Below are 20,160 nucleotides of genomic sequence, written 5' to 3'. Positions count from 1 at the left end.
GATCTTGGTGCCTCAGGCTCAGAAAAGCGCGATGGGGGCGGCCCATCGTCATTGCCTGCCTAATTAATACTGATGTGCTGCATCCTGCAATAGGGGCGCTTGGTTGTTAAACATTCAGGCTGTTGAGTTATCCCGTTTTATGGCTTGAAACTATATGATTATTAAGGTTTTTTACATTTCCTCCCGACCTCGCTCCGGTTTGCTTTCAGTTGAACTTTTTTAGCCAATATCCATATTTGTGTCGTCGATCACATAAATTATCTCGCTACGTACTTGAAATTTAATTACAGCGAAAACGTTTGGCGAAATATCGCCGTTTGAAAGCCATTTCATGCAAGCGTTTGCGTTTTCGGATAGCTCATCAGGGATATATCAAAATGGTTCTCTTATGGGGCTTAATGGTGGCCTGTCTGATTGAATTATTGAGTTTGTTGAAAGTTTGCGATTTAAATGGAGCTTTATGGGCTTTTACCGTTCGTTTTTTGTGTCTCGCGTGACCGGGATCACTATTCCGGGCTCTCCCGCTGTGCTAGATTCCGCCCCTTTAGCGAAACGCTAATTAAACGACAGACAGAAAACGGTCAGCGCAGACTGGCCATGGATGTGAATAACAACGAGAGAATTATGGACACCTTGATTGCGATGCTAAACGACCTGATGTGGGGAGCCGTGCTCATCTACCTGCTCATCGGGGTCGGTATCTTTTTCACCTTCCGCCTGGGTTTTATCCAGATCCGTCACTTTGGCCACATGTTTTCCGTGCTGAAAAACAGCCGTAAATCGGACAACGCAGGCATCTCCTCCTTCCAGGCCCTCTGTACCAGCCTTGCCGCCCGTGTCGGCACCGGCAACCTGGCCGGTGTGGCTGTCGCCATCTATCTGGGTGGCCCCGGCGCCATCTTCTGGATGTGGCTGATTGCCTTTATCGGCATGGCGACCGCCTTCGTTGAAAGCACTCTGGCCCAGCTCTACAAGGTCAAGGATGAGGATGGCAACTACCGTGGTGGCCCGGCCTACTACATGGAGAAAGGCCTTGGCATGCGCTGGATGGGGGTGGTCTTCTCGCTCTGCCTGATCCTGGCATTTGGTCTGGTGTTCAACGCGGTGCAGGCCAACTCCATCAGTCTGGCGATGAAGGTGGCGTTTGGCATTCCTGACTGGGTCAGCGGTCTGGCGCTTGTGGCGCTCTCCGGCCTGATTATCTTCGGCGGCATTCGTGGCATTGCCCGTTTTGCCGAGCTGGTGGTGCCCTTTATGGCGCTGGCCTACATTCTGCTGGCGCTGGTCATTGTAGCGATGAACATCACCGAGTTGCCCCATGTCTTCATGCTGATCATCAAGTCCGCCTTCGGGATTGAGCAGGCAGGCTCGGGTGCGCTCGGTTATGCCATCTCCCAGGCGATGATCAACGGTATCAAGCGCGGTCTCTTCTCCAACGAAGCAGGGATGGGCTCTGCGCCCAACGCCGCGGCGACTGCCACTCCCTATCCGCCGCACCCGGCCTCTCAGGGTTATGTGCAGATGCTGGGGGTCTTTATGGACACCATCGTCATCTGCAGCTGTACCGCCGCCATCATCCTGATGTCCGGTCAGTTTGAGCCGGGCTCCGGCGTGACCGGTGTCGAGCTGACCCAGCGGGCGCTCTCCTCCCAGATTGGCAGCGGTGGCAACATCTTCATTGCGGCGGCCATCTTCTTCTTCGCCTTCACCTCTATCGTGGCGAACTACTCCTATGCCGAGACCAATCTGGTGTTCCTCGAGCACAACCACAAGGGTGGCCTGATGCTGTTCCGGGTGTTCGTGCTGGGGATGGTGATGTTCGGTGCCGTGGGTGAGTTGCCGATCGTGTGGGCGATGGCGGATGTCTCCATGGGGCTGATGGCCATCGTCAACCTGGTGGCGATCCTGCTGCTCTCCAGCGTTGCCATCAAGCTGGCGAAGGATTACAACGACCAGCTCCGGCTGGGCAAGGTGCCCACCTTCGATGCCAACAAATACCCCGAGATCCGCTCCCAGCTGGAAGAGGGGATCTGGGACAATCCGACCAAAAAGTAACAAGCGGTGAATCAAACCTCTTGATTAAAACCTGAAGGGGGAGCCGGTGGCTCCCCCTTCTTTTATGGCGCACTCGTTGGCTGTTGATCCCAGCGCTGGGCGAGCTGTCTGACACGCCGTCGCAACTGGCGCCAGCAGCGCCCTTGTTGCCGTTCGCTGAGGGGGGCATAACGCCAGAGTCGATAGAGCCACGCACTCTTTAGCAGGGAGTGGGCAAGGTCGGGACGCAGTCGTGCCAGCCGCTCGCACCATGCCCCCATGCTCTCGGCGGGCTGGGGTGGGTAGCCACTGCGTTTGCCCCGTTTGAGCAGGGGCTGCCAGATACGCCGCTCTGGCGGCAGGCGGGCGGGCAACAGCAGGGGCAGGCTCACCAGCAGGGCGACCAGCATCAGGCTGGCGAGGATCAACCAGGGAGTGTGTCCCGCCAGTGCAGGCCAGCGCAGGCCGATTTGTTGCCAGAGCTGGCCCGCATCGTAACCAATCACCCAGCGACTCCACTGGTAGTCGATATTGTTGCCCCACCAGCGCAGTTGATTGAGCAGGGCCCAGTTGCGATAACGCTGCAAAGCGAGGGGGTCGGCAGCGGTAAACTCCTCGCTCAGCGCCTCCCTCACGCCGCCTTCAATACGCTCCGGTGCCACTGCCGCAGTGGGGTCGATTCGCCGCCATGATCCCTCTTCATCGAGATACTCTACCCAGGCGTGAGCATCGAACTGGTGTACCGCCAGATAGTTGCCTCTGGGATTCCACTCGCCGCCGAGATAACCGGTGACCAGCCGTGCCGGAATACCGGCGGCGCGCAGTACGAAAGCGGTCGCCATGGCGTAGTGGCCGCAAAAGCCGCGCTTGGTATCGAACAGGAACTCATCCACCCCGTCACTGCCAAGCCGTGGCGGAGTCAGGGTGTAGTAATAGGATTGGCTGCGAAACTGCGCGAGCAGGGTGGCGACCAGCTTTGCGCGTTCTGGATAGCGCACAGCCAGCCCTTGGCCGTGAGCTCGCGCTCTCGGGTTGCCTCCGGCTGGCAGTTGCAGGTTGCGCTGGGCAGCTTGGTGGTCATCCTCGGGCAGCGCTTCGCCACTGCCAATGCGATAGCGGATCGCCACCTCGCCGCTCCCCTGCCGATAGAGGGTGTCGAGAGGGGTAAGCAGCACCGGGCCCGCCAGTAGGCGGGGGGCACTTAGGGCAAAGGCCCAGCGGTGGCGCTGGGGCTCGGCGATCACCTCGTAGCTCCCGGCGGGTAACGGACTATCTGCCAGTTGAGTGTTGGCCTGTGAAGAGGATGCCAGAAGGGTGAGCCCGGTCTGCACCGGCACTGTCTGCTGCCATGCTTTGACCTCGGGGCTCAGCAGCCAGCGCTGGCCATCGAAAACCTCTTGGCGCATCACCGGAAAATAGCGCTCGCGGACAGGGGGCGGGCCATCGGCAAAAGTGGCCCGAAACGCCAGTTCGGAGGAGTTGACCAGTTCGCTGATATCGCCGGGGGCCAGCTCTTCCGAGAGCCCCGACAGGGCGCGGCTGGTGGTGGGCATCTGCCAGAGGGGCGGGAGCCTTGGCAGCAGCAAAAACAGGGTGATAAGCAGTGGAAGCGCCAGCAGCAGGGTACCACCCGCACTGTGCCAAGGCCGTTTCTCTTCGGGGGCGACGGCGGCCACCAGCGCGGTTACTGCCAGCCAGAGTGCTACTGTCATTCCGGCCGTCCAGCCGATGTTCTGTCGCTGCACCAGCGTCAGCGCGATCAGAAAGAAGGCGAGCAGCAGCACCTGCTCGATATCCCGCTCGCGCCGGACCTCGATCATTTTGAGGCTATAGCCGAGCCAGAGCAGATTGATCAGGGCGGGCAGGGTGCCCAAGCCACGCCACTGTAGTCCCAGCAACAGCACAGTAGTGATGGCCAGCAGCGCCAACCAGCGGGCAGGCAGGGGCGGCCAGCCGCGCCACAGCATCATGGCCCTGATGCCGAGGGTGATGGCGCCCACTGCCACTACCCAGAGCTGCAACTGGGGCCAGAGCGCCGCGACCAGCAGCAGCTGTTGCAGGGCGATGAGTGGCAGCAGGCGGCGGTTATTTAGCAGCATCGGGCGTGCTCTTCGGTGGTGGGGCATCGAACTGGGCCAGTGCCAGCAGGCAGCGCTGCACAAAGGCGGCACCGCTATCGGGCCCCAGCGTCTGGTTTGCCAGCATCAGGGTAAAGGGGATGCCCCGCTTGCCGTAATCGGCGCACCACCAGGCCAGTACCGCCAGCCGCTGCTCCAGATCCCCACCCGCGACCCGCTGCAAGGTGAGGTGAGTGTCATCCTGCTGCGGTTCATGAAACTGCTTGGTCAGCAGGCCGCGCCCCTGGGCAAGTTGTTTCCAGGCGACCCGGCTCAGTGGCTCACCGGCCTGATGTGTCCGCAGGGTATCAAAGTCACCGAGAGTGGCTGGAGCGGGCTGGCCCTGAAGCCCTTCGCTTTGGGTCGCATGCTCCCCCCTTAACGCGCCGAATACCGGTTTGGGAGAGAGCCAGCCCTCCAGTTGCAAGTCCAGCAGGGACCAGCAGCGAAACAGACCGAGGGGGTAGCGGCTCTCGACCCGCAATCGACCAAGGGGCAGTGCCCCACGGTGCGAGCCCGATACTGGCAGGATAACTGAGCTGGGCACAGCGTCGGCCTGTGCCAGCCAGAGGGTGCCTTCGTTGAGGCTAAAGCTGAGTGCCTGCACCGGGCGCGGGCTCTGCACCAAGATACGGATAGGCAGCTGGCTACCCGCTTCCCCCAGCACCAGCGGGCCACCCAGCAGCTCCAGCCCCAGCAGATTGCGGTGGGTGAGCCACATGGCGGCCATAAACAGGCTGCCGAGGCAGTAGGCCACCAGCAGCACCAGATTGTTCTGGTAATTGGTGCCGAGCAGATAGATGGCGAGCAGCACCAGCAGATAGAGCAGCCCCATGTGGGTAGGGAGAATAAAGAGGCTGCGGGTAGCCAGCGTGATCTGGCGGGCCGGGGGAATGCGACGGTCGAGCCAGCGTCGTTGCCAGCGGGCTCGCCACTGCTGCCAACGGTCAAACAATTTGCTCATCAGGGATTGTCCGGATCGACCCTGGCCAGTAACCGCTGGCTCAGGGGACAGGCTTCGCCGTGCTGCACGCCAAAGCTGCCCCGCAGCCGATGCTCGGCCACATAGGGGAAGACTGCCTGCACATCCTCCACCGTGACGAAGCGCCGCCCCGCAACCAGCGCCCAGGCCCGGCTCACCGCCAGCAAGGTCTGGGCTGCACGGGGGGAGAGGGGCTGTGGCAGATCCCCATCAAAGCGGCTCTGGTGCACCAGCGCCAGCAGGTAGTCGAGGGTGGCATCGGAAACATGGATAGCATCACCTTCCGCTTGCAGGGCAGTCAGCTCGGCAGCATCCAGCATGGCGGGTAGTGGGCCGCTCGGCTGGTTGCCCCGCAGCAACTGGCGCTCCGCCTCTCGCGGTGGGAAACCCAGCGAGAGTCGCACGGCGAAGCGGTCGAGCTGGGACTCCGGCAGTGGATAGGTGCCCGCCTGATCCGCCGGATTCTGGGTGGCGATGACGAAAAACGGATCGGGGAGTGGGTGCGTGTGGCCCTCGATGCTCACCTTGCCCTCGGCCATCGCCTCCAGCAGGGCGCTCTGCACCTTGGGGCTGGCACGGTTGATCTCGTCCGCCAGCAGTACCTGTGTGAAGATGGGGCCGGGGTGAAAGCGAAATGTTTGCTGCTGGGGGTCAAAAATCTGCAGCCCCAGCAGGTCGGCGGGGAGCAGATCGGCGGTGAACTGCATCCGCCTGCATGCCAGCCCCAGCACCTGCGCCAGCGCGTGGGCCAGGGTGGTTTTGCCCATGCCGGGCAGATCCTCGATCAGCAGATGACCGCGCGCCAGCAGGGTCACCAGCGCGATTTTCAGTTGCAGCGGCTTGCCCAGAATGACTTGCTCCAGTGCTGCCAGCAGCCCGGCAATCTGCTCTTCTCTCTTCATTCCCTTCATACACATTCCCTGTATTGCGTCGCCCCTACAGCTTATACGCCCGTAAGGGCCAAGGCGGATAACAGACGGGCGGTAAAGTGCAGCGCAGGGATGGCTATGAGCGGGAGGTGACCCGGTTTATTGCGGCCTCTGGTCGATTCAATATGGCCGCTTAGGCACGCAACTTAATATGATATTTCCTGATTGGAATGTACCGATCGCTATCTCTTCACTAGGTAAGGGCGGTGGGCACCCATATAGTTGCCCCCATTGCGACGCACTGTGTTGCTACCTTTGTCACCACCTTGGCCCCGCCACTGTTCGCTTGTCGCTGTGATCTGGCAGGCATCGGCACGCCAATCAGTTATGGAGCATCCATGCCTGTATTCCTGTTGTGCACTTTTCTGATGATCATCCTCTATCCGGTCGGGATCGATCTCTATCTGGTCGCCGTGCCCCAGATTGCCGATACCCTGCAGGCGAGCGAGGCGCAGATCCACACCGCCTTCTCCATCTATCTGTTTGGCATGGCGGCCACCGTGCTGCTGGGCGGGATGATTGCCGATCGCTTCGGGCGGCGCTGGGTGGTGCTCGGAGGCGCGCTGATTTTTGTCCTTGCCTCGCTGGTGGCAGGCAGTGCGGAGGGGATCAGCCAGTTCTATTTCGGCCGTTTCTGGCAGGGAGTCGGGGCGGGGGCGCTCTATATCATGACCTTTACCGTGCTGCGGGACGTGCTGTGTCAGGAGCGGCTGGCGATGGCGCTCTCGATGATCAACGGGGTCATCTGCGTGATCCCGGTGCTGGCGCCGGTGCTCGGTTACCTCATCCTGTCACATTTTGATTGGCGCGGGATCTTCGTGGCGATGGCGCTGGTGGCGGCCGTTAGCGGTCTGGTGAACTTGCTTCTGCTCAAGGAGACCCGTCCGGCCCGGCAACCGGGGAGTGGCGCTGCGCTGCCCTTTGCCCTGCTGCGCTCCCCGCGCTTTATGCTGCTCTCCCTGCTGACCAGTGCCAGCGTGACCGCCATTCTGGTCTATGTCAGCGTCTCGCCGCTGATCCTGATGAAGGAGTTTGGCTTCACTACCGAGCAGTACTCCATCGTGATGATGGTGATGGCCGGCGTGAGTATGTCCACCTCCTTCCTGACGCCCCTGCTGTTGCGCTGGTTGGGCAAACAGAAAGTGCTGGCGGTGTCTCATCTCTCCTATCTGCTGGCGGCGTGCTCACTGTTCGGCAGCTGGCAGACGGGGGGCGATATCCATCTGCTGCTGCCGGGATTTGCACTGGTCTGTGTCGGTTTCTCCTGTGGGTTCGGGGTGGCGATGGGGGAGGCGCTCGATGGTTGTCAGCATAATGTGGCCTTTGCCAGCGCCGTGCTCTGCATCATGCAGATCAGCCTCTCCGGCCTCTATATCTGGCTGCTTGGTCAACTTGGCTTTACTCCGTCCGAGATGCTGATCTGCGCCCTGCTGCTGGCATTGCTCAGTTACCTGGCTGTCAAAGGGCTGTTACCATGGCTCGCGCTTCGTGAAGCGCGGTCGCAGGGCTGATGGAAGATGAGAGGGAATATGCGCAATCTGGGTGAACTCGATTTAAACCTGCTGGTGGTGTTCAAGTACCTGATGCAGGAGCGCAGTGTGGCAGGGGCGGCCAAAAAGCTCTGTGTCACTCCGTCGGCGGTGAGCAAGTCTCTGGCCAAATTGCGGGAGTGGTTTGACGATCCCCTGTTTGTGCGGGTGCGGCAGGGGTTGCAGCCGACCAACCTCTCCCTGACTCTGGAGGAGGAGCTGAAGGTCTGGTTCCAGCTCACTGACAGCATCACTTCGCTCAATAGCGAGGCGATCCCCGATGGTGCCCGCTTCACGCTGGTGATGGAGTCCCCCTTCTACATCAGCTTCCTGAGCGATCTGCCCATGACCATCTACCAGAAGTACCCCAACTCGGTGGTCAGGATGCTGGGGTGGGATCACCATTCCCTCAACGACATCGTCAATGGCGATGCGGATCTCGGCTTCTGCGCCCGCGAGACTCATGGCCGCTCCCGGGCCAAGGTCAACCGGTTGCCTTATTACATCGATCACGAGGTGCTGTTTACCGATCGCCCGGTGGTTTTTCTGCGCAAGGATCACCCCTTGCTCCAGCAGAAGTGGTCGCTGGAGAATTTTTTGGCCTGCCCCCAGATCAGCATGGTGTGGGAAGCGAACGATACCTGGGCTCTCGACAGTCTGCTGGAAGACGAGGGGCTGAAGCGGGAGGTGCCCATCATGGTCTCCAGCTTCGAGCAGGCTCTGCATATTGCCTCCCAGTCGAGCCACGAACTGATTGCGGTGGCCCCTTCCTACTGCGGTGGTTATGCCAGTCGGCATCACGGCAATCTGATCGCCATGCCGCTGCCGCTCCCCGAGAAGCTCTACGCCCAGCTGGAGATCGCCTTCATCTTGCTGTGGCACAAGCGGCACAATCAGGATGCCAAGGTGATGTGGCTGCGCAACGAGATCCGGCGACTCTACAACGATGAATCGCCACGCTAATGTGGCCGTGACGGTGCCCATCGATCAGCCGGAGCCATCTGCTCCGGCTTTTTGTTGTCGCATCGCCCGGATGAGTGGGCTTTGGCACGACTTAAGTGCCGAGATCGGGTTCAAACTGTATGCCATTCAACACTCTTTATGCACAGATTAGCCTTGGTTGCACGTCTCGAGTGAAGCTCTTTTCACGAAAAAAATTCATGTGGTTTCATTAGAAAACTTCACTGATGGTCACTTTTAAAGTGTGATCGACCATTAAGTTCCTGTATTTGCAGTGATATAGCATGACACCCCTTGGAATGGCGGGGTTAGATAGCGCCTGCGTAGGTGACTGCCATTAGAACGCGGCGTGAGCCAGCCCCACAGGTCGTCTGTGGCCGTGTCATGCCCCGGCTATCTAACCACCAGCCATGAGTGACGGAGCAGAGGGGAATAAGCAAAACCGGCTTGAGTGAAGGGATGCAGCAACGGTAGAACCCGGAGCCGGCAACTGTACTGGGAGACGCCACTCACCATCCCCCGATAACCCGTAATTGAAACCGGCTAGATGCAAGACACCTTTCATCGAACGGGGCGCGTGCACCCGAAAATAGCCAGATTGGCAGGCTGACTGTGCTCCCCGTTATGGCAATGGCGGGCAAAAAAATAGTGCGGCAGCCACCACCAGATTAATAAAAATAAATCTCAGCAAAGGCAGGTTGATATGCGTCCAGCAACAGCACCCACAGGGTTGTTACAACAACCCAAACCCTTCTTTATGATATTTTTCGTCGAACTCTGGGAGCGCTTCGGTTATTACGGCGTGCAGGGGATATTGGCGGTTTTCTTTGTACAGCAACTGGGTTTTTCCCAAGAGCAATCCTTTATTACCTTCGGTGCCTTCTCGGCGCTGGTATATGGTCTGATCTCGGTCGGTGGCTATGTCGGCGACCATGTGCTCGGCACCAAGCGCACCATGGTGCTGGGGGCCGTGGTGCTGGTGATAGGCTACTTTATGACCGGCCTCTCTATCTACAATCCCGACCTGATTTTCTATGCGCTGGGCACCATTGCAGTTGGTAACTGCCTGTTCAAGGCCAATCCGGCCAGCCTGCTTTCAAAATGCTACCAGCCAAAAGATCCGCGGCTGGATGGGGCGTTTACCCTGTTCTATATGTCGATCAATATCGGCTCCCTTATTTCCCTCTCGCTCGCTCCTGTGATTGCCGATCACTACGGCTATACCGTGACCTATAACCTGTGCGGGGTGGGGCTGATTATTGCGCTGCTCACCTTCTTTGCCTGTCGCAATATGGTCAAGGATATTGGCTCCGAGCCGGATCACCTGCAACTTAATTACAGCAAGCTGCTGCTGGTTATATTGGGCTCGATAGCCATGGTCTTCTTCTGCGCCTGGCTGATGCACCACGTGGTGATCGCCAACATGGTGCTGATGACGGTGACCATCGCCGTGGTGATCTTCTTCTTTCGCGAGGCGTTCAGGCTCGACAGCGTGGGCCGCAACAAGATGTATGTGGCCTTTGTGTTGATGCTGGAGGCGGTGCTCTTCTATGTGCTGTACGCCCAGATGCCGACGTCTCTGAACTTCTTTGCCATCAACAACATGCACCACGAAATGCTGGGCATGAGCGTCAACCCGGTCAGCTTCCAGGCGCTCAACCCCTTCTGGGTGGTGGTGGGTAGCCCGGTACTCGCGATGATCTATACCCGAATGGGCAGCAAGGGGCGGGATCTCACCATGCCGCTCAAGTTCACCCTCGGGATGTTCTTCTGCTCGCTGGGCTTTCTGACGGCGGCTGCATCCGGCTGGTGGTTTGCCGATGAGCAGGGGCTGACCTCCCCCTGGTTTATGGTGCTTATCTACCTGTTCCAGAGTCTGGGCGAACTGATGATCAGTGCGCTGGGACTGGCGATGGTCGCCGCGCTGGTGCCACAACGCCTGATGGGCTTCATTCTCGGAATGTGGTTCCTGACTCAGGCGATGGCGTCCCTGCTGGGTGGCTATGTGGCGACCTTTACCGCCGTGCCGCAAGGGATGACGGATCCGCTGCAAACTTTGCCCATTTACACCGGCGTGTTTGGCAAGATCGGGATGGCGACCTTGCTGATTGCGGTAGTGATGGGGCTGATGGTGCCCTGGCTCAACCGGATGATGAATGCGACGCCGACCGAGGCCGAAGGGCTGGTGGCGGGACAATCACAGGCGTAATGAGGGGATTGTGCGAGACAAGGCAAGGGCTGCGACCCTTGCCTTTTTGTTGATGGTCTAGTTGTACTGCTCTTCCATCCAGGCTTCGACGATCAACTGCGCCGAGACCCCATCCACACTGCCTTTTTCCAGCGCGCGATAGCCGCCTCGCTCAAACAGGCGGGCGCGGGCATCTGTGGTGGTGAGTCGCTCATCCTTGAACTCCACCGGTTTGCCGAAGCGGCCATGCAGCCGGTTGCCGAATTTGCGGGCGCGTACCGTGATCTCCTGATCTGTGCCATCCATGTTCAGCGGCAGGCCGACCACCAGCAGGTCTGGTTGCCACTCCTTGAGCAGCTTCTCAATCTCGTCCCAGTTGGGGATGCCGTCGTTGGCCTTGAGGGCGCGCAGAGGCTGGGCTGTGCCAGTCAGCTCCTGACCGATGGCGACGCCAATGCTCTTGGTGCCATAGTCAAAGCCCATGATGCTGCGTGATGACATAACTGATAAATCCTCGAAATAGAGAGCGGAGCGGGCCAGCCGATCAGCTGTGGCCGATGTCGCTGGAGAGGTGAACCGGGTTCACCCCTATGCTGGCGGCGGCTTGCTGCCAACGTTTGTGAATGGGGGTCTTGAACACCAGAGCCGGATTGGGGGGGATAACCAGCCAGGCGCCGTCCACCAGCTCCTGCTCCAGCTGCCCGGCGCTCCAGCCGGCATAACCAAGGGCCACCAGCCAATGGGCAGGGGCCTCGCTGGTACCCAGGGTTTCCAGAATATCCTTGGAGGTGGTCACCATCATCTCATCCCCCACCTGCAGGGTGGAGTTGAAACCGGGGCGGAAGCTGTGCAGCACGAAGCCGCGATCGGCGTGAACCGGCCCCCCTTGCAGTACCGGCTGCTTGAGCTCCGGGTTGTTGGGCGGATTGAGCTGGAGCTGGGTCAGCATGGTTTCCAGCGACATCTCGACCGGAATGTTGACGACCAGTCCCATGGCGCCCTCTTCGTTGTGCTCGCACAGATAGACCAGCGAACGCTCGAAGTAGGGATCCGTCAGGCTTGGCATGGCAAGCAGGAAGTGATTTTGCAGTGTTTGCATAGAGGCCAAATAGTGCAAAGGTATTTGAGGTCAATTATGGCAGTTGATCCCCATGGGAAAAACCGCTTTTTGGGCTGGGCGAGATCCCGCCCCTTTCCGGATTGCTTTGAAACAGAGAGGGTGGCGCCGGGCCACCCTCTCTGTTTTCTGGCTTGTCGGGGGCGGGTTACCCCTGAACTAGCCTGCCTGGCGATTATTTGCCCAGCCGACGCTCGATGGCATCCATCAGCATGCCGGTGATATGCACATCGAAGGCAGCTTCAATCTCGCGAATGCAGGTCGGGCTGGTGACGTTAATCTCGGTCAGGCGATCGCCGATGATGTCGAGACCGACGAAGATAAGGCCTTTCTCTTTCAACGTCGGGCCCACTGCACGGGCGATGGCCCAGTCCGCTTCGCTCAGGGGACGCGCTTCACCACGGCCACCGGCTGCCAGATTGCCACGGGTTTCGCCTTGCGCCGGAATACGGGCCAGACAGTAGGGAACCGGTTCACCGTCCACCACCAGTACCCGCTTGTCGCCATCCTTGATGGCGGGCAGATAGGTCTGCGCCATGCAGTACTGGCTGCCGTGGGCGGTCAGGGTCTCGATAATCACGCCGACGTTGGCGTCATCTTCTTTCATGCGGAAGATGGAGGCGCCGCCCATGCCATCCAAGGGCTTCAAGATCACGTCTTTGTGCTGGGCGTGGAAGGCGCGCAGCTTGTCGGCGCGGCGTGTCACCAGCGTGGTCGGGGTGTGTTCGGCAAACCAGGCGGTGTAGAGCTTCTCGTTAGCGTCGCGCAGGCTCTGCGGCTTGTTGACGATAAGGCAGCCCTCATCCTCGGCCCGCTCCAGCATGTAGGTGGCGTAGATAAATTCGGTATCGAACGGCGGATCCTTGCGCATCAGGATCACATCGAGGTTGGAGAGGGGCTGATCCACCACCTCGCCCAGCGAGTACCAGTCGGCATAGTCATATTTGACGGTGAGCGGGCGCATGGTGCCAAAGGCGCGACCGGCTTCCATGTAGAGATCCTTCATCTCCAGATAGAAGAGCTCATAGCCGCGCTTTTGCGCCTCTTCGAGCATGGCAAAGCTGGAATCTTTCTTGATGTTGATGGCCGAGATGGGGTCCATCACGATGCCGAGTTTAATGGTCATCCGCAGTTCCTTTTTAATGGCTCGATAGGGTTGTAGGGTCGATTAGCGCAGCGTAATCGGCCGCTTGCGGCTGCGTCGATGCAGCCATGAGGCTGATTGATGCGGCCGATAGTATCAAGCGAGATCGCCAAAGCGGCACTGCAGCGCAGTGATCGCAGTCAGGGCGGCAGTTTCGGTGCGCAGCACCCGCGGCCCCAACAGCATCTCTTTGAAATCTTCCTGCACGGTACGGGCGATCTCGTCGCTCGACAAGCCCCCTTCCGGGCCAATCAGCAGGCGCACGCCGTGCTCGGGAACGGGCAGGGTGTTGATGCTGTACTCGGCGCGCGGGTGCAGGTTGAGCTTGAGCTCCTTGGTCTCTTCCGCCAGCCAGGCGTCCAGCTCCATCGGCATGCGCACCTCTGGCACCACGTTGCGGCCGCACTGTTCGCAGGCGCTGATCACCACCTTCTGCCACTGCTCGCGCTTCTTCTCCAGCCGATCGGCCGGCAGCTTGACGCCGCAGCGCTCGGAGAAGAGCGGAGTGATGCAGGTGACGCCCAGCTCAACCGATTTCTGGATGGTGAAGTCCATCTTGTCGCCACGGCTGATCACCTGACCCAAGTGGATGGCCAGCGGTGACTCCACTGATTGGACGTCGCAGCGGTCGATGGTCACTTCCACCGACTTTTTGCCGACGCTGGCGATGGTGGCGGGGTATTGATTGCCATCGCCGTTGAACAGCTCGAGCTGCTGGCCCGGCTGCATGCGCAGTACCCGGCCGATATGGTTGGCGCCGTCTTCCGACAGGGCGATGGTCTGGCCAACTTGCAGGGTGGCCGGTTCATAGATACGTGGAATGCGCATGGCTGCTTGTCAGTCTCTTGCTTGGAAACCCTTCATATCCTGCTGCGAGGCGGCAAGCAATGCTCACGCGGCAGTGGGTAAGGGTTTCATGATAGGAGGGGCGATCCCCCTCCCTGGTCAAATGGGGTTATTGGCACTGCTTTTCAATAAAGGGATTGGTATTGCCCTGCAGCTTGCCGATGCGGCGGTTGCGCTCGCACTCCCAGCCATCTGCCGGGTACTGGCGATCCCAAGCTTCAAACAGTTTACGCTGTTGCGCTGCCAGACGCAGCCCATACTGCTGGCTCATGTAGAGGTAGGCGCGGGCAATCTGGCCCCGTACCGGCCCCTTGGGCGGCTGCACTCGACGATCCTTGAAATCCACCAGCATCTGGCACTGACCGTACTGATCCGGCTTGCCGTTCCAGTCGGAGAAGCGGTAGTTGGCCCGATCGCCATTCACCTCGCCGATGGCGGGGAAGAGGTTGTGCATGTCCCCCTCCATCTTGTTGAACTCGGGGCTCGCTTTTTCGCAGTTCTTGCGACCGCCATCCTGCCAGCACTGCAGCTGGTGGCCGAACTCCCAGGCCGGGACCACGTGTTCCCACTCGATGCGGGCGGCGCGCTTGGCCTGCTTGCGCGGCTCATAGCCGCAACTGGCCAGATCCGGGTTCATTTTCTTGCCCTGATAGTCGATGTCGCAGCCGCAGTAGAAGGTGGTGACCGCAGGCTGACTGCGATAGAGCTTCACCAGATCCTGCTTGGCTTCGCGAAAGGTCTGGGCGTGCAGGGGGGAGCTGAGCAGCGGCAAGCCGGCCAGCAGGGTCAGGGCGAGGGAGGAGATGAAACGCATGGGATTCCTTGCAAACGGGGTGATTGACGAACGATGGCGGGCACCCTACCACAGGGGCGCGACACAAGCTGGCTTACTGCTCTGGCTCCGGCCGTTCCCGCTCCAGCGGCTGCTTGCAGCGGCGGCAGTGGTAGCGGGCCTCGCCGCGCACCACCTTGTTGTGGCGGCGTATCGACAGTTGATACTGCTGGCAGTGACAGCGATAGGGCACGGTGCGCTGGGCCAGTACTGCCAGATCGAAGCTGTGGGTAGTTCTGGGCTCAAGGCCGAACACCTCCCGCATCACCGACTGCCACTGGCGGCCGTGGGGCAAGATCCGGCTTTTGCCGCGACCTTCACCCCACAGGGCGTGTACCAGCAGATGGGCCACCTCGTGGGGCACCACCTCATCCAGAAACGCCTGCTGGTTGGCCTGATAGAGGGCAGGGTTGAAGCGCAGCTCCCAGGTTTGCAGCCGCGCCGATCCCGCCGCCCGGCCCCGCATATTGCAGTAGATCCGCGGGCGGGGGAAGGTGCGGCCAAGGCGCGCCTCGGCCTGCATAAAGCAGGCTTCTACGCGTTGTTGCAGCAGGGCGACAAGCTGGGCAGGGGTGGCAGACATCAACATCTCGTCAGATAGCGGATAAGCAAAAGGGGAGCCAGGCTCCCCTTTTATCACAACAGCGAGCCTTACAGGCCAGCGGCGGAACGCAGCAGTTCGGCCTTGTCGGTCTGCTCCCACGGGAACTCGTCGCGACCGAAGTGACCGTAGGCGGCAGTGGCCTGGTAGATCGGGCGCTTCAGATCCAGCATTTCGATCAGACCATACGGGCGCAGTTCGAAGTGCTCGCGTACCAGCTTGACCAGCAGCTCCTCGGCGACCTTGGCAGTACCGAAGGTTTCGACGCTGATGGAGGTCGGCTCGGCCACGCCGATGGCGTAGGAGATCTGGATTTCACAGCGATCGGCCAGACCGGCGGCAACGATGTTTTTGGCAACGTAGCGTGCGGCGTAGGCAGCGGAGCGGTCAACCTTTGACGGATCCTTACCGGAGAAGGCGCCACCACCGTGACGGGCCATGCCGCCGTAGGTGTCGACGATGATCTTGCGACCGGTCAGACCGCAGTCACCCATCGGGCCGCCGATAACGAAACGGCCGGTCGGGTTGATGAAGTATTTGGTGTCCTTGTTGACCCACTCGGCCGGCAGCACCGGCTTGATGATCTCTTCGCGTACCGCTTCAACCAGATCTTTGTGGCTGATGGATTCGGCGTGCTGGGTAGACAGCACCACGGCATCCACACCGATGATCTTGCCTGCGTCGTCGTAGGCGAAGGTCAGCTGGCTCTTGGCATCCGGACGCAGCCACGGCAGGGTGCCGTTCTTGCGCACTTCAGCCTGACGCTTCACCAGCAGGTGAGAGTAGGTGATGGGGGCCGGCATCAGCACGTCGGTTTCGTTGGTGGCGTAGCCGAACATCAGGCCCTGGTCGCCAGCGCCCTGCTCCAGCGGATCGCTGCGGTCAACGCCCTGGTTGATATCCGGGGACTGCTTGCCGATGGCGTTCAGCACGGCGCAGGAGTCAGCGTCGAAGCCCATGTCGGAGTGGGTGTAGCCGATTTCACGTACGGTATCACGCACGATCTCTTCGATATCAACCCAGGCAGAGGTGGTTACTTCGCCGGCCACCATGACCATACCGGTCTTGACCAGGGTCTCGCAGGCAACACGGGCCTTGGTATCTTGCTTGAGGATGGCGTCCAGTACCGCATCGGAGATCTGGTCCGCAATCTTGTCGGGATGGCCTTCGGAGACCGACTCGGAAGTAAACAGCTTTGCCATGATAAGAGTCTCAGCTTGTCTGGGTTATCGCCACGGCAATAACCGGATGAATGGGATGGTGTAGAGGTATCTACATCTGGACGTCTATTTTAATTAGCGCCCCCCCCGATTGCCAGCACTATTTTGTCGCGCAGTGTCTAATGGGTCACAAGCGGTGCTCTCCTATCCCGAAAGGGATGGAAATCAAACGTTTTTCTCTGGTTGCTTTGGTCAATAGAGGGCAAGAAAAGCGATTGTCCTCCCAAAGCCACTTTATTCATCCAGATAATATTTGCACGCCGCGCGCCCTGCTGGGACAATAACGCGCCTTAATCTTGGCCATCAAATGAAGCAATCGCAGGAGATTCAGATGCCTTCTCGTAAAGAGCTTGCCAATGCCATTCGTGCATTGAGTATGGATGCCGTTCAAAAAGCCAACTCCGGTCACCCGGGCGCCCCCATGGGAATGGCGGATATCGCCGAAGTGCTGTGGCGTAGCCACCTCAGACATAACCCGAACAACCCCAAGTGGGCCGACCGCGACCGTTTCATTCTCTCCAACGGCCACGGCTCCATGCTGCTGTACTCCCTGCTGCACCTCTCCGGTTATGACCTCTCCATCGACGATCTGAAAAACTTCCGCCAACTGCACTCTCGCACCCCGGGTCACCCGGAGTACGGTTACGCGCCGGGCGTTGAAACCACCACTGGCCCGCTGGGTCAGGGCATCACCAACGCCGTTGGTATGGCGATCGCCGAAAAAGCCATGGCTGAGCAGTTCAACCAGCCGGGCCACGATATCGTTGACCACTACACCTATGCCTTTATGGGCGATGGCTGCCTGATGGAAGGTATCTCCCACGAAGCGTGCTCCCTGGCAGGTACCCTGCAACTGGGCAAACTGATCGCGTTCTGGGATGACAACGGTATCTCCATCGACGGTCACGTAGAAGGCTGGTTCACCGACGACACCGTCAAGCGCTTCGAAGCCTACGGCTGGCACGTAATCCCGGCTGTTGACGGTCACAGCCCGGAAGCCATCAATGCCGCCATCGAAGCCGCCAAGGCCGAGACCGGCAAGCCGACTCTGATCTGCTGCCGCACCATCATCGGTTACGGTTCTCCGAACAAATCCGGTTCTCACGACTGCCACGGCTCACCGCTGGGCAACGACGAGATCGCCGCTGCTCGTGCCTTCCTGAAGTGGGACCACGCTCCGTTCGTTATCCCGGCCGATATCGCTGCCGAGTGGAACGCTCAGGAGAAGGGTGCTGCACTGGAAGCCGACTGGGCTGCCAAGTTCGCCGCCTATGAAGCCGCTCACCCGACGCTGGCTGCCGAATTCAAGCGCCGTACCGCTGGCGAACTGCCGGCCAACTGGGCTGCCGAATCCGCCAAGATCATCGAAACCCTGCAAGCCAACCCGGCCAAGATTGCGACCCGTAAAGCGTCCCAGAACTCTCTGGAAGCGTTCGGCAAGCTGCTGCCGGAGTTCATGGGCGGCTCTGCTGACCTGGCGCCGTCCAACCTGACCATGTGGTCCGGCTCCAAGTCTCTGACCAACGACGATGCCTCCGGCAACTACATCCACTACGGTGTACGCGAGTTCGGCATGTCCGCCATCATGAACGGTATTGCCCTGCACGGTGGTTTCATCCCCTACGGCGCTACCTTCCTGATGTTCATGGAGTACGCCCGCAACGCCCTGCGCATGGCCGCCCTGATGAAGCAGCGCGCCATCTTCGTTTACACCCACGACTCCATCGGTCTGGGTGAAGATGGCCCGACTCACCAGCCGGTTGAGCAGATCGCCTCCCTGCGTCTGACTCCGAACATGAGCACCTGGCGTCCGTGTGATCAGGTTGAATCCGCCATCGCCTGGAAACACGCCATCGAGCGTACCGACGGCCCGACCTCGCTGATCTTCTCTCGTCAGAACCTGGCCCAGATGGATCGTACTGCCCAGCAGCTGGCTGATACCGCCAAGGGTGGCTACGTGCTGAAGGATTGCGCCGGTACTCCGGAGCTGATCCTGATCGCCACCGGTTCCGAAGTGGAACTGGCTGTTGCCGCCTATGAGCAGCTGACTGCCAAGGGCCGTGCCGTGCGCGTGGTCTCTCTGCCGTCTACCGACGTGTTCGACGCCCAGTCTGCCGAGTACAAAGAGTCCGTTCTGCCGTCCTCCGTCACCAAGCGTGTGGCCATCGAAGCCGGCATCGCTGACTACTGGTACAAGTACGTCGGTTTCGGCGGCAAGATCATCGGTATGACCACCTTTGGTGAGTCCGCACCGGCCGAGCTGCTGTTCAAGGAATTTGGCTTTACCGTGGAAAACGTGGTTGCGACCGCTGAATCCCTGTAATCGCTGATTGCTTGGTACTGAATTGAAAAGCGCCTCCCTTGGGAGGCGTTTTTTTTCGCTAACTAAAACATTCTCAATAGTTTATTTTATTTACATAATATAAAACTTGATTAATACAAATCTTGATTTTTGATTGATGTGTCATTAGCTTGAGGTTAATGTATTTTGATATTGCTTTTCAGGGGGGCGAGATGATAGGTCAGTGGATTGGTAAATATTCTGGAGATGTAGTTGGTGGAATAATATTATATATAGAAAAGAATGACTCAGGTTGTGAGGTGTTGGCTTATATATGTCCTCAAAAATCTGAAATTCCATCGTCTATTGCGTATTTTAGCGCTGAGAGTTTAGCTAATAATAACACTTATTTGGCAGATGTTTCACCAATTGATCCAAGGAACTATAATATAGTTCCTTGGGAATCAATAAAGAACTTGTACGATAAAGATATTTCTCATTCAAAAAAAGCTGATGTCTCAATGATAATTGATGGCGATAGAATGAAAATATCAGCAAAAACAGATATTGATGTTAATTTGACTGCAGAGTTGTCTTTGCAAAAAGTTACTGAAAAATCATTGATACAATCATCTGAGATGTCTTGGGAGCAATATAAAAGACACGTATCAGAGATATTAGATGATCAGATGGTTTTTCGTGGACAGAAACAGCCATGGCCATTGCAGACATCTTTCCATCGACGAGGAAGATATAGAACTGATTTATTTATATCAAAAGACATTCCAATACTACATCAAAGATTGTGTTCAATCACATCGCATTATTTCAACTTGGATGACCCGAAGCAAAATGGAGCATTCTTTAACTTATTGCAACACCATGGATATCCCACACCATTATTAGACTGGAGTTATTCCCCATTTGTGGCCGCTTTTTTTGCTTTTAGAGAATGGGTGAAAGGACATGAAAATAATGATGAGTGCATTAGGATATATATATTCAATAATAAATTATGGAGGCAGAGGCTAAGTCAGATTAATTATCTAAACCCTCCATTCCCTCACCTGTCAGCTACGGATTTTGCTGCCATAAATAATCCTAGGGTGATACCTCAACAAGCCCTTACTACAGTTACAAATGTGGTAAATATAGAGGCCTATATACTAAGTGTAGAAAAAAGTAATGGTGTTAAATTTCTTCATGCTATTGATATCCCTGTGAAGTATCGTGATGAGGCAATGCGTGAATTAAGATATATGGGGATCACTGCTGGTTCAATGTTTCCTGGAATTGATGGTGTATGTGAAGAAATGAAAGATAGGTTTTTTTGAGATATAAATCGGTAGTGTGATGCTGATTTATAAAGAGAGACCGGCC

General features: G+C 58.3%; 16 protein-coding genes. 6 read left to right on the top strand and 10 right to left on the bottom strand.

Annotation, left to right across the window (positions count from 1 at the left end):
* Positions 1-624 precede the first annotated feature (624 nt).
* Positions 625-2,055, top strand: coding sequence for a sodium:alanine symporter family protein (locus AB5Y86_RS13970; protein WP_013724018.1), 1,431 nt, complete (start codon positions 625-627; stop codon positions 2,053-2,055).
* A gap of 62 nt (positions 2,056-2,117) precedes the next feature.
* Here AB5Y86_RS13970 and AB5Y86_RS13965 read toward each other — a convergent pair whose 3' ends face one another.
* Genes AB5Y86_RS13965 through AB5Y86_RS13955 form a run of 3 tightly spaced genes read right to left on the bottom strand, consistent with a single transcriptional unit; the run spans position 2,118 to position 6,035 of the window.
* A complete protein-coding gene (locus AB5Y86_RS13965) occupies positions 2,118-4,133 on the bottom strand; it encodes a transglutaminaseTgpA domain-containing protein (RefSeq protein WP_368193087.1) in 2,016 nt (671 codons plus the stop codon).
* A complete protein-coding gene (locus AB5Y86_RS13960) occupies positions 4,120-5,115 on the bottom strand; it encodes a DUF58 domain-containing protein (protein ID WP_368193086.1) in 996 nt (331 codons plus the stop codon). The genes AB5Y86_RS13965 and AB5Y86_RS13960 overlap by 14 nt, the downstream gene beginning before the upstream one ends.
* Positions 5,115-6,035, bottom strand: coding sequence for an AAA family ATPase (locus tag AB5Y86_RS13955; protein WP_368193118.1), 921 nt, complete (start codon positions 6,033-6,035; stop codon positions 5,115-5,117). Before AB5Y86_RS13955 ends, AB5Y86_RS13960 begins: the two co-directional genes overlap by 1 nt.
* A gap of 365 nt (positions 6,036-6,400) precedes the next feature.
* Here AB5Y86_RS13955 and AB5Y86_RS13950 point away from each other — a divergent pair, with 365 nt between their 5' ends.
* From AB5Y86_RS13950 to dtpB, 3 genes are all read left to right on the top strand, one after another.
* Entirely contained in the window at positions 6,401-7,573 is a 1,173-nt protein-coding gene (locus tag AB5Y86_RS13950) for an MFS transporter (protein ID WP_368193085.1), read from the top strand.
* 18 nt (positions 7,574-7,591) lie between these two features.
* On the top strand, positions 7,592-8,554 hold the full coding sequence (gene yidZ / locus AB5Y86_RS13945) for an HTH-type transcriptional regulator YidZ (protein ID WP_139735835.1): 963 nt from the start codon (positions 7,592-7,594) through the stop codon (positions 8,552-8,554).
* Between the two features lie 700 nt (positions 8,555-9,254).
* Positions 9,255-10,760 (top strand): dipeptide/tripeptide permease DtpB, encoded by a 1,506-nt coding sequence (dtpB, locus tag AB5Y86_RS13940; protein ID WP_368193083.1) that lies wholly within the window; start codon positions 9,255-9,257, stop codon positions 10,758-10,760.
* Positions 10,761-10,817: 57 nt separating this feature from the next.
* Here dtpB and ruvX read toward each other — a convergent pair whose 3' ends face one another.
* The 7 genes from ruvX to metK all read right to left on the bottom strand — a co-directional run bounded on the left by ruvX (position 10,818) and on the right by metK (position 16,481).
* Positions 10,818-11,240, bottom strand: a complete 423-nt coding sequence (gene ruvX, locus AB5Y86_RS13935; RefSeq protein ID WP_005343821.1) for a Holliday junction resolvase RuvX — start codon at positions 11,238-11,240, stop codon at positions 10,818-10,820.
* A 43-nt stretch (positions 11,241-11,283) separates the two neighbouring features.
* Positions 11,284-11,838 (bottom strand): YqgE/AlgH family protein, encoded by a 555-nt coding sequence (locus AB5Y86_RS13930; RefSeq protein ID WP_005349793.1) that lies wholly within the window; start codon positions 11,836-11,838, stop codon positions 11,284-11,286.
* 193 nt (positions 11,839-12,031) lie between these two features.
* A complete protein-coding gene (gene gshB / locus AB5Y86_RS13925) occupies positions 12,032-12,982 on the bottom strand; it encodes a glutathione synthase (protein ID WP_302246420.1) in 951 nt (316 codons plus the stop codon).
* A 114-nt stretch (positions 12,983-13,096) separates the two neighbouring features.
* The gene (gene rsmE, locus AB5Y86_RS13920; RefSeq protein WP_069556423.1) at positions 13,097-13,828 is read right to left on the bottom strand and encodes a 16S rRNA (uracil(1498)-N(3))-methyltransferase; all 732 of its coding nucleotides are present in this window, start codon (positions 13,826-13,828) and stop codon (positions 13,097-13,099) included.
* 127 nt (positions 13,829-13,955) lie between these two features.
* Positions 13,956-14,660, bottom strand: a complete 705-nt coding sequence (locus AB5Y86_RS13915; RefSeq protein WP_199427484.1) for an endonuclease — start codon at positions 14,658-14,660, stop codon at positions 13,956-13,958.
* 73 nt (positions 14,661-14,733) lie between these two features.
* Positions 14,734-15,261, bottom strand: coding sequence for a SprT family zinc-dependent metalloprotease (locus tag AB5Y86_RS13910; RefSeq protein ID WP_368193082.1), 528 nt, complete (start codon positions 15,259-15,261; stop codon positions 14,734-14,736).
* Positions 15,262-15,329: 68 nt separating this feature from the next.
* A complete protein-coding gene (gene metK, locus AB5Y86_RS13905) occupies positions 15,330-16,481 on the bottom strand; it encodes a methionine adenosyltransferase (protein ID WP_005338519.1) in 1,152 nt (383 codons plus the stop codon).
* Between the two features lie 349 nt (positions 16,482-16,830).
* Between metK and tkt the strand changes: the two genes are divergently transcribed.
* Positions 16,831-18,822 carry a transketolase gene (gene tkt, locus AB5Y86_RS13900; RefSeq protein WP_005338517.1) on the top strand — a complete coding sequence of 664 codons (1,992 nt, stop codon included), beginning with the start codon at positions 16,831-16,833 and terminating at the stop codon, positions 18,820-18,822.
* A 158-nt stretch (positions 18,823-18,980) separates the two neighbouring features.
* Entirely contained in the window at positions 18,981-20,114 is a 1,134-nt protein-coding gene (locus tag AB5Y86_RS13895) for an FRG domain-containing protein (protein ID WP_368193081.1), read from the top strand.
* Positions 20,115-20,160 lie beyond the last annotated feature (46 nt).

The sequence above is a fragment of the Aeromonas sp. s8 genome (assembly GCF_040907785.1).
GTDB lineage: Bacteria > Pseudomonadota > Gammaproteobacteria > Enterobacterales > Aeromonadaceae > Aeromonas > Aeromonas veronii.
The sequence above is the reverse complement of the archived record's forward strand: the minus strand, read 5'-3'. Positions and strand labels throughout refer to the sequence as shown.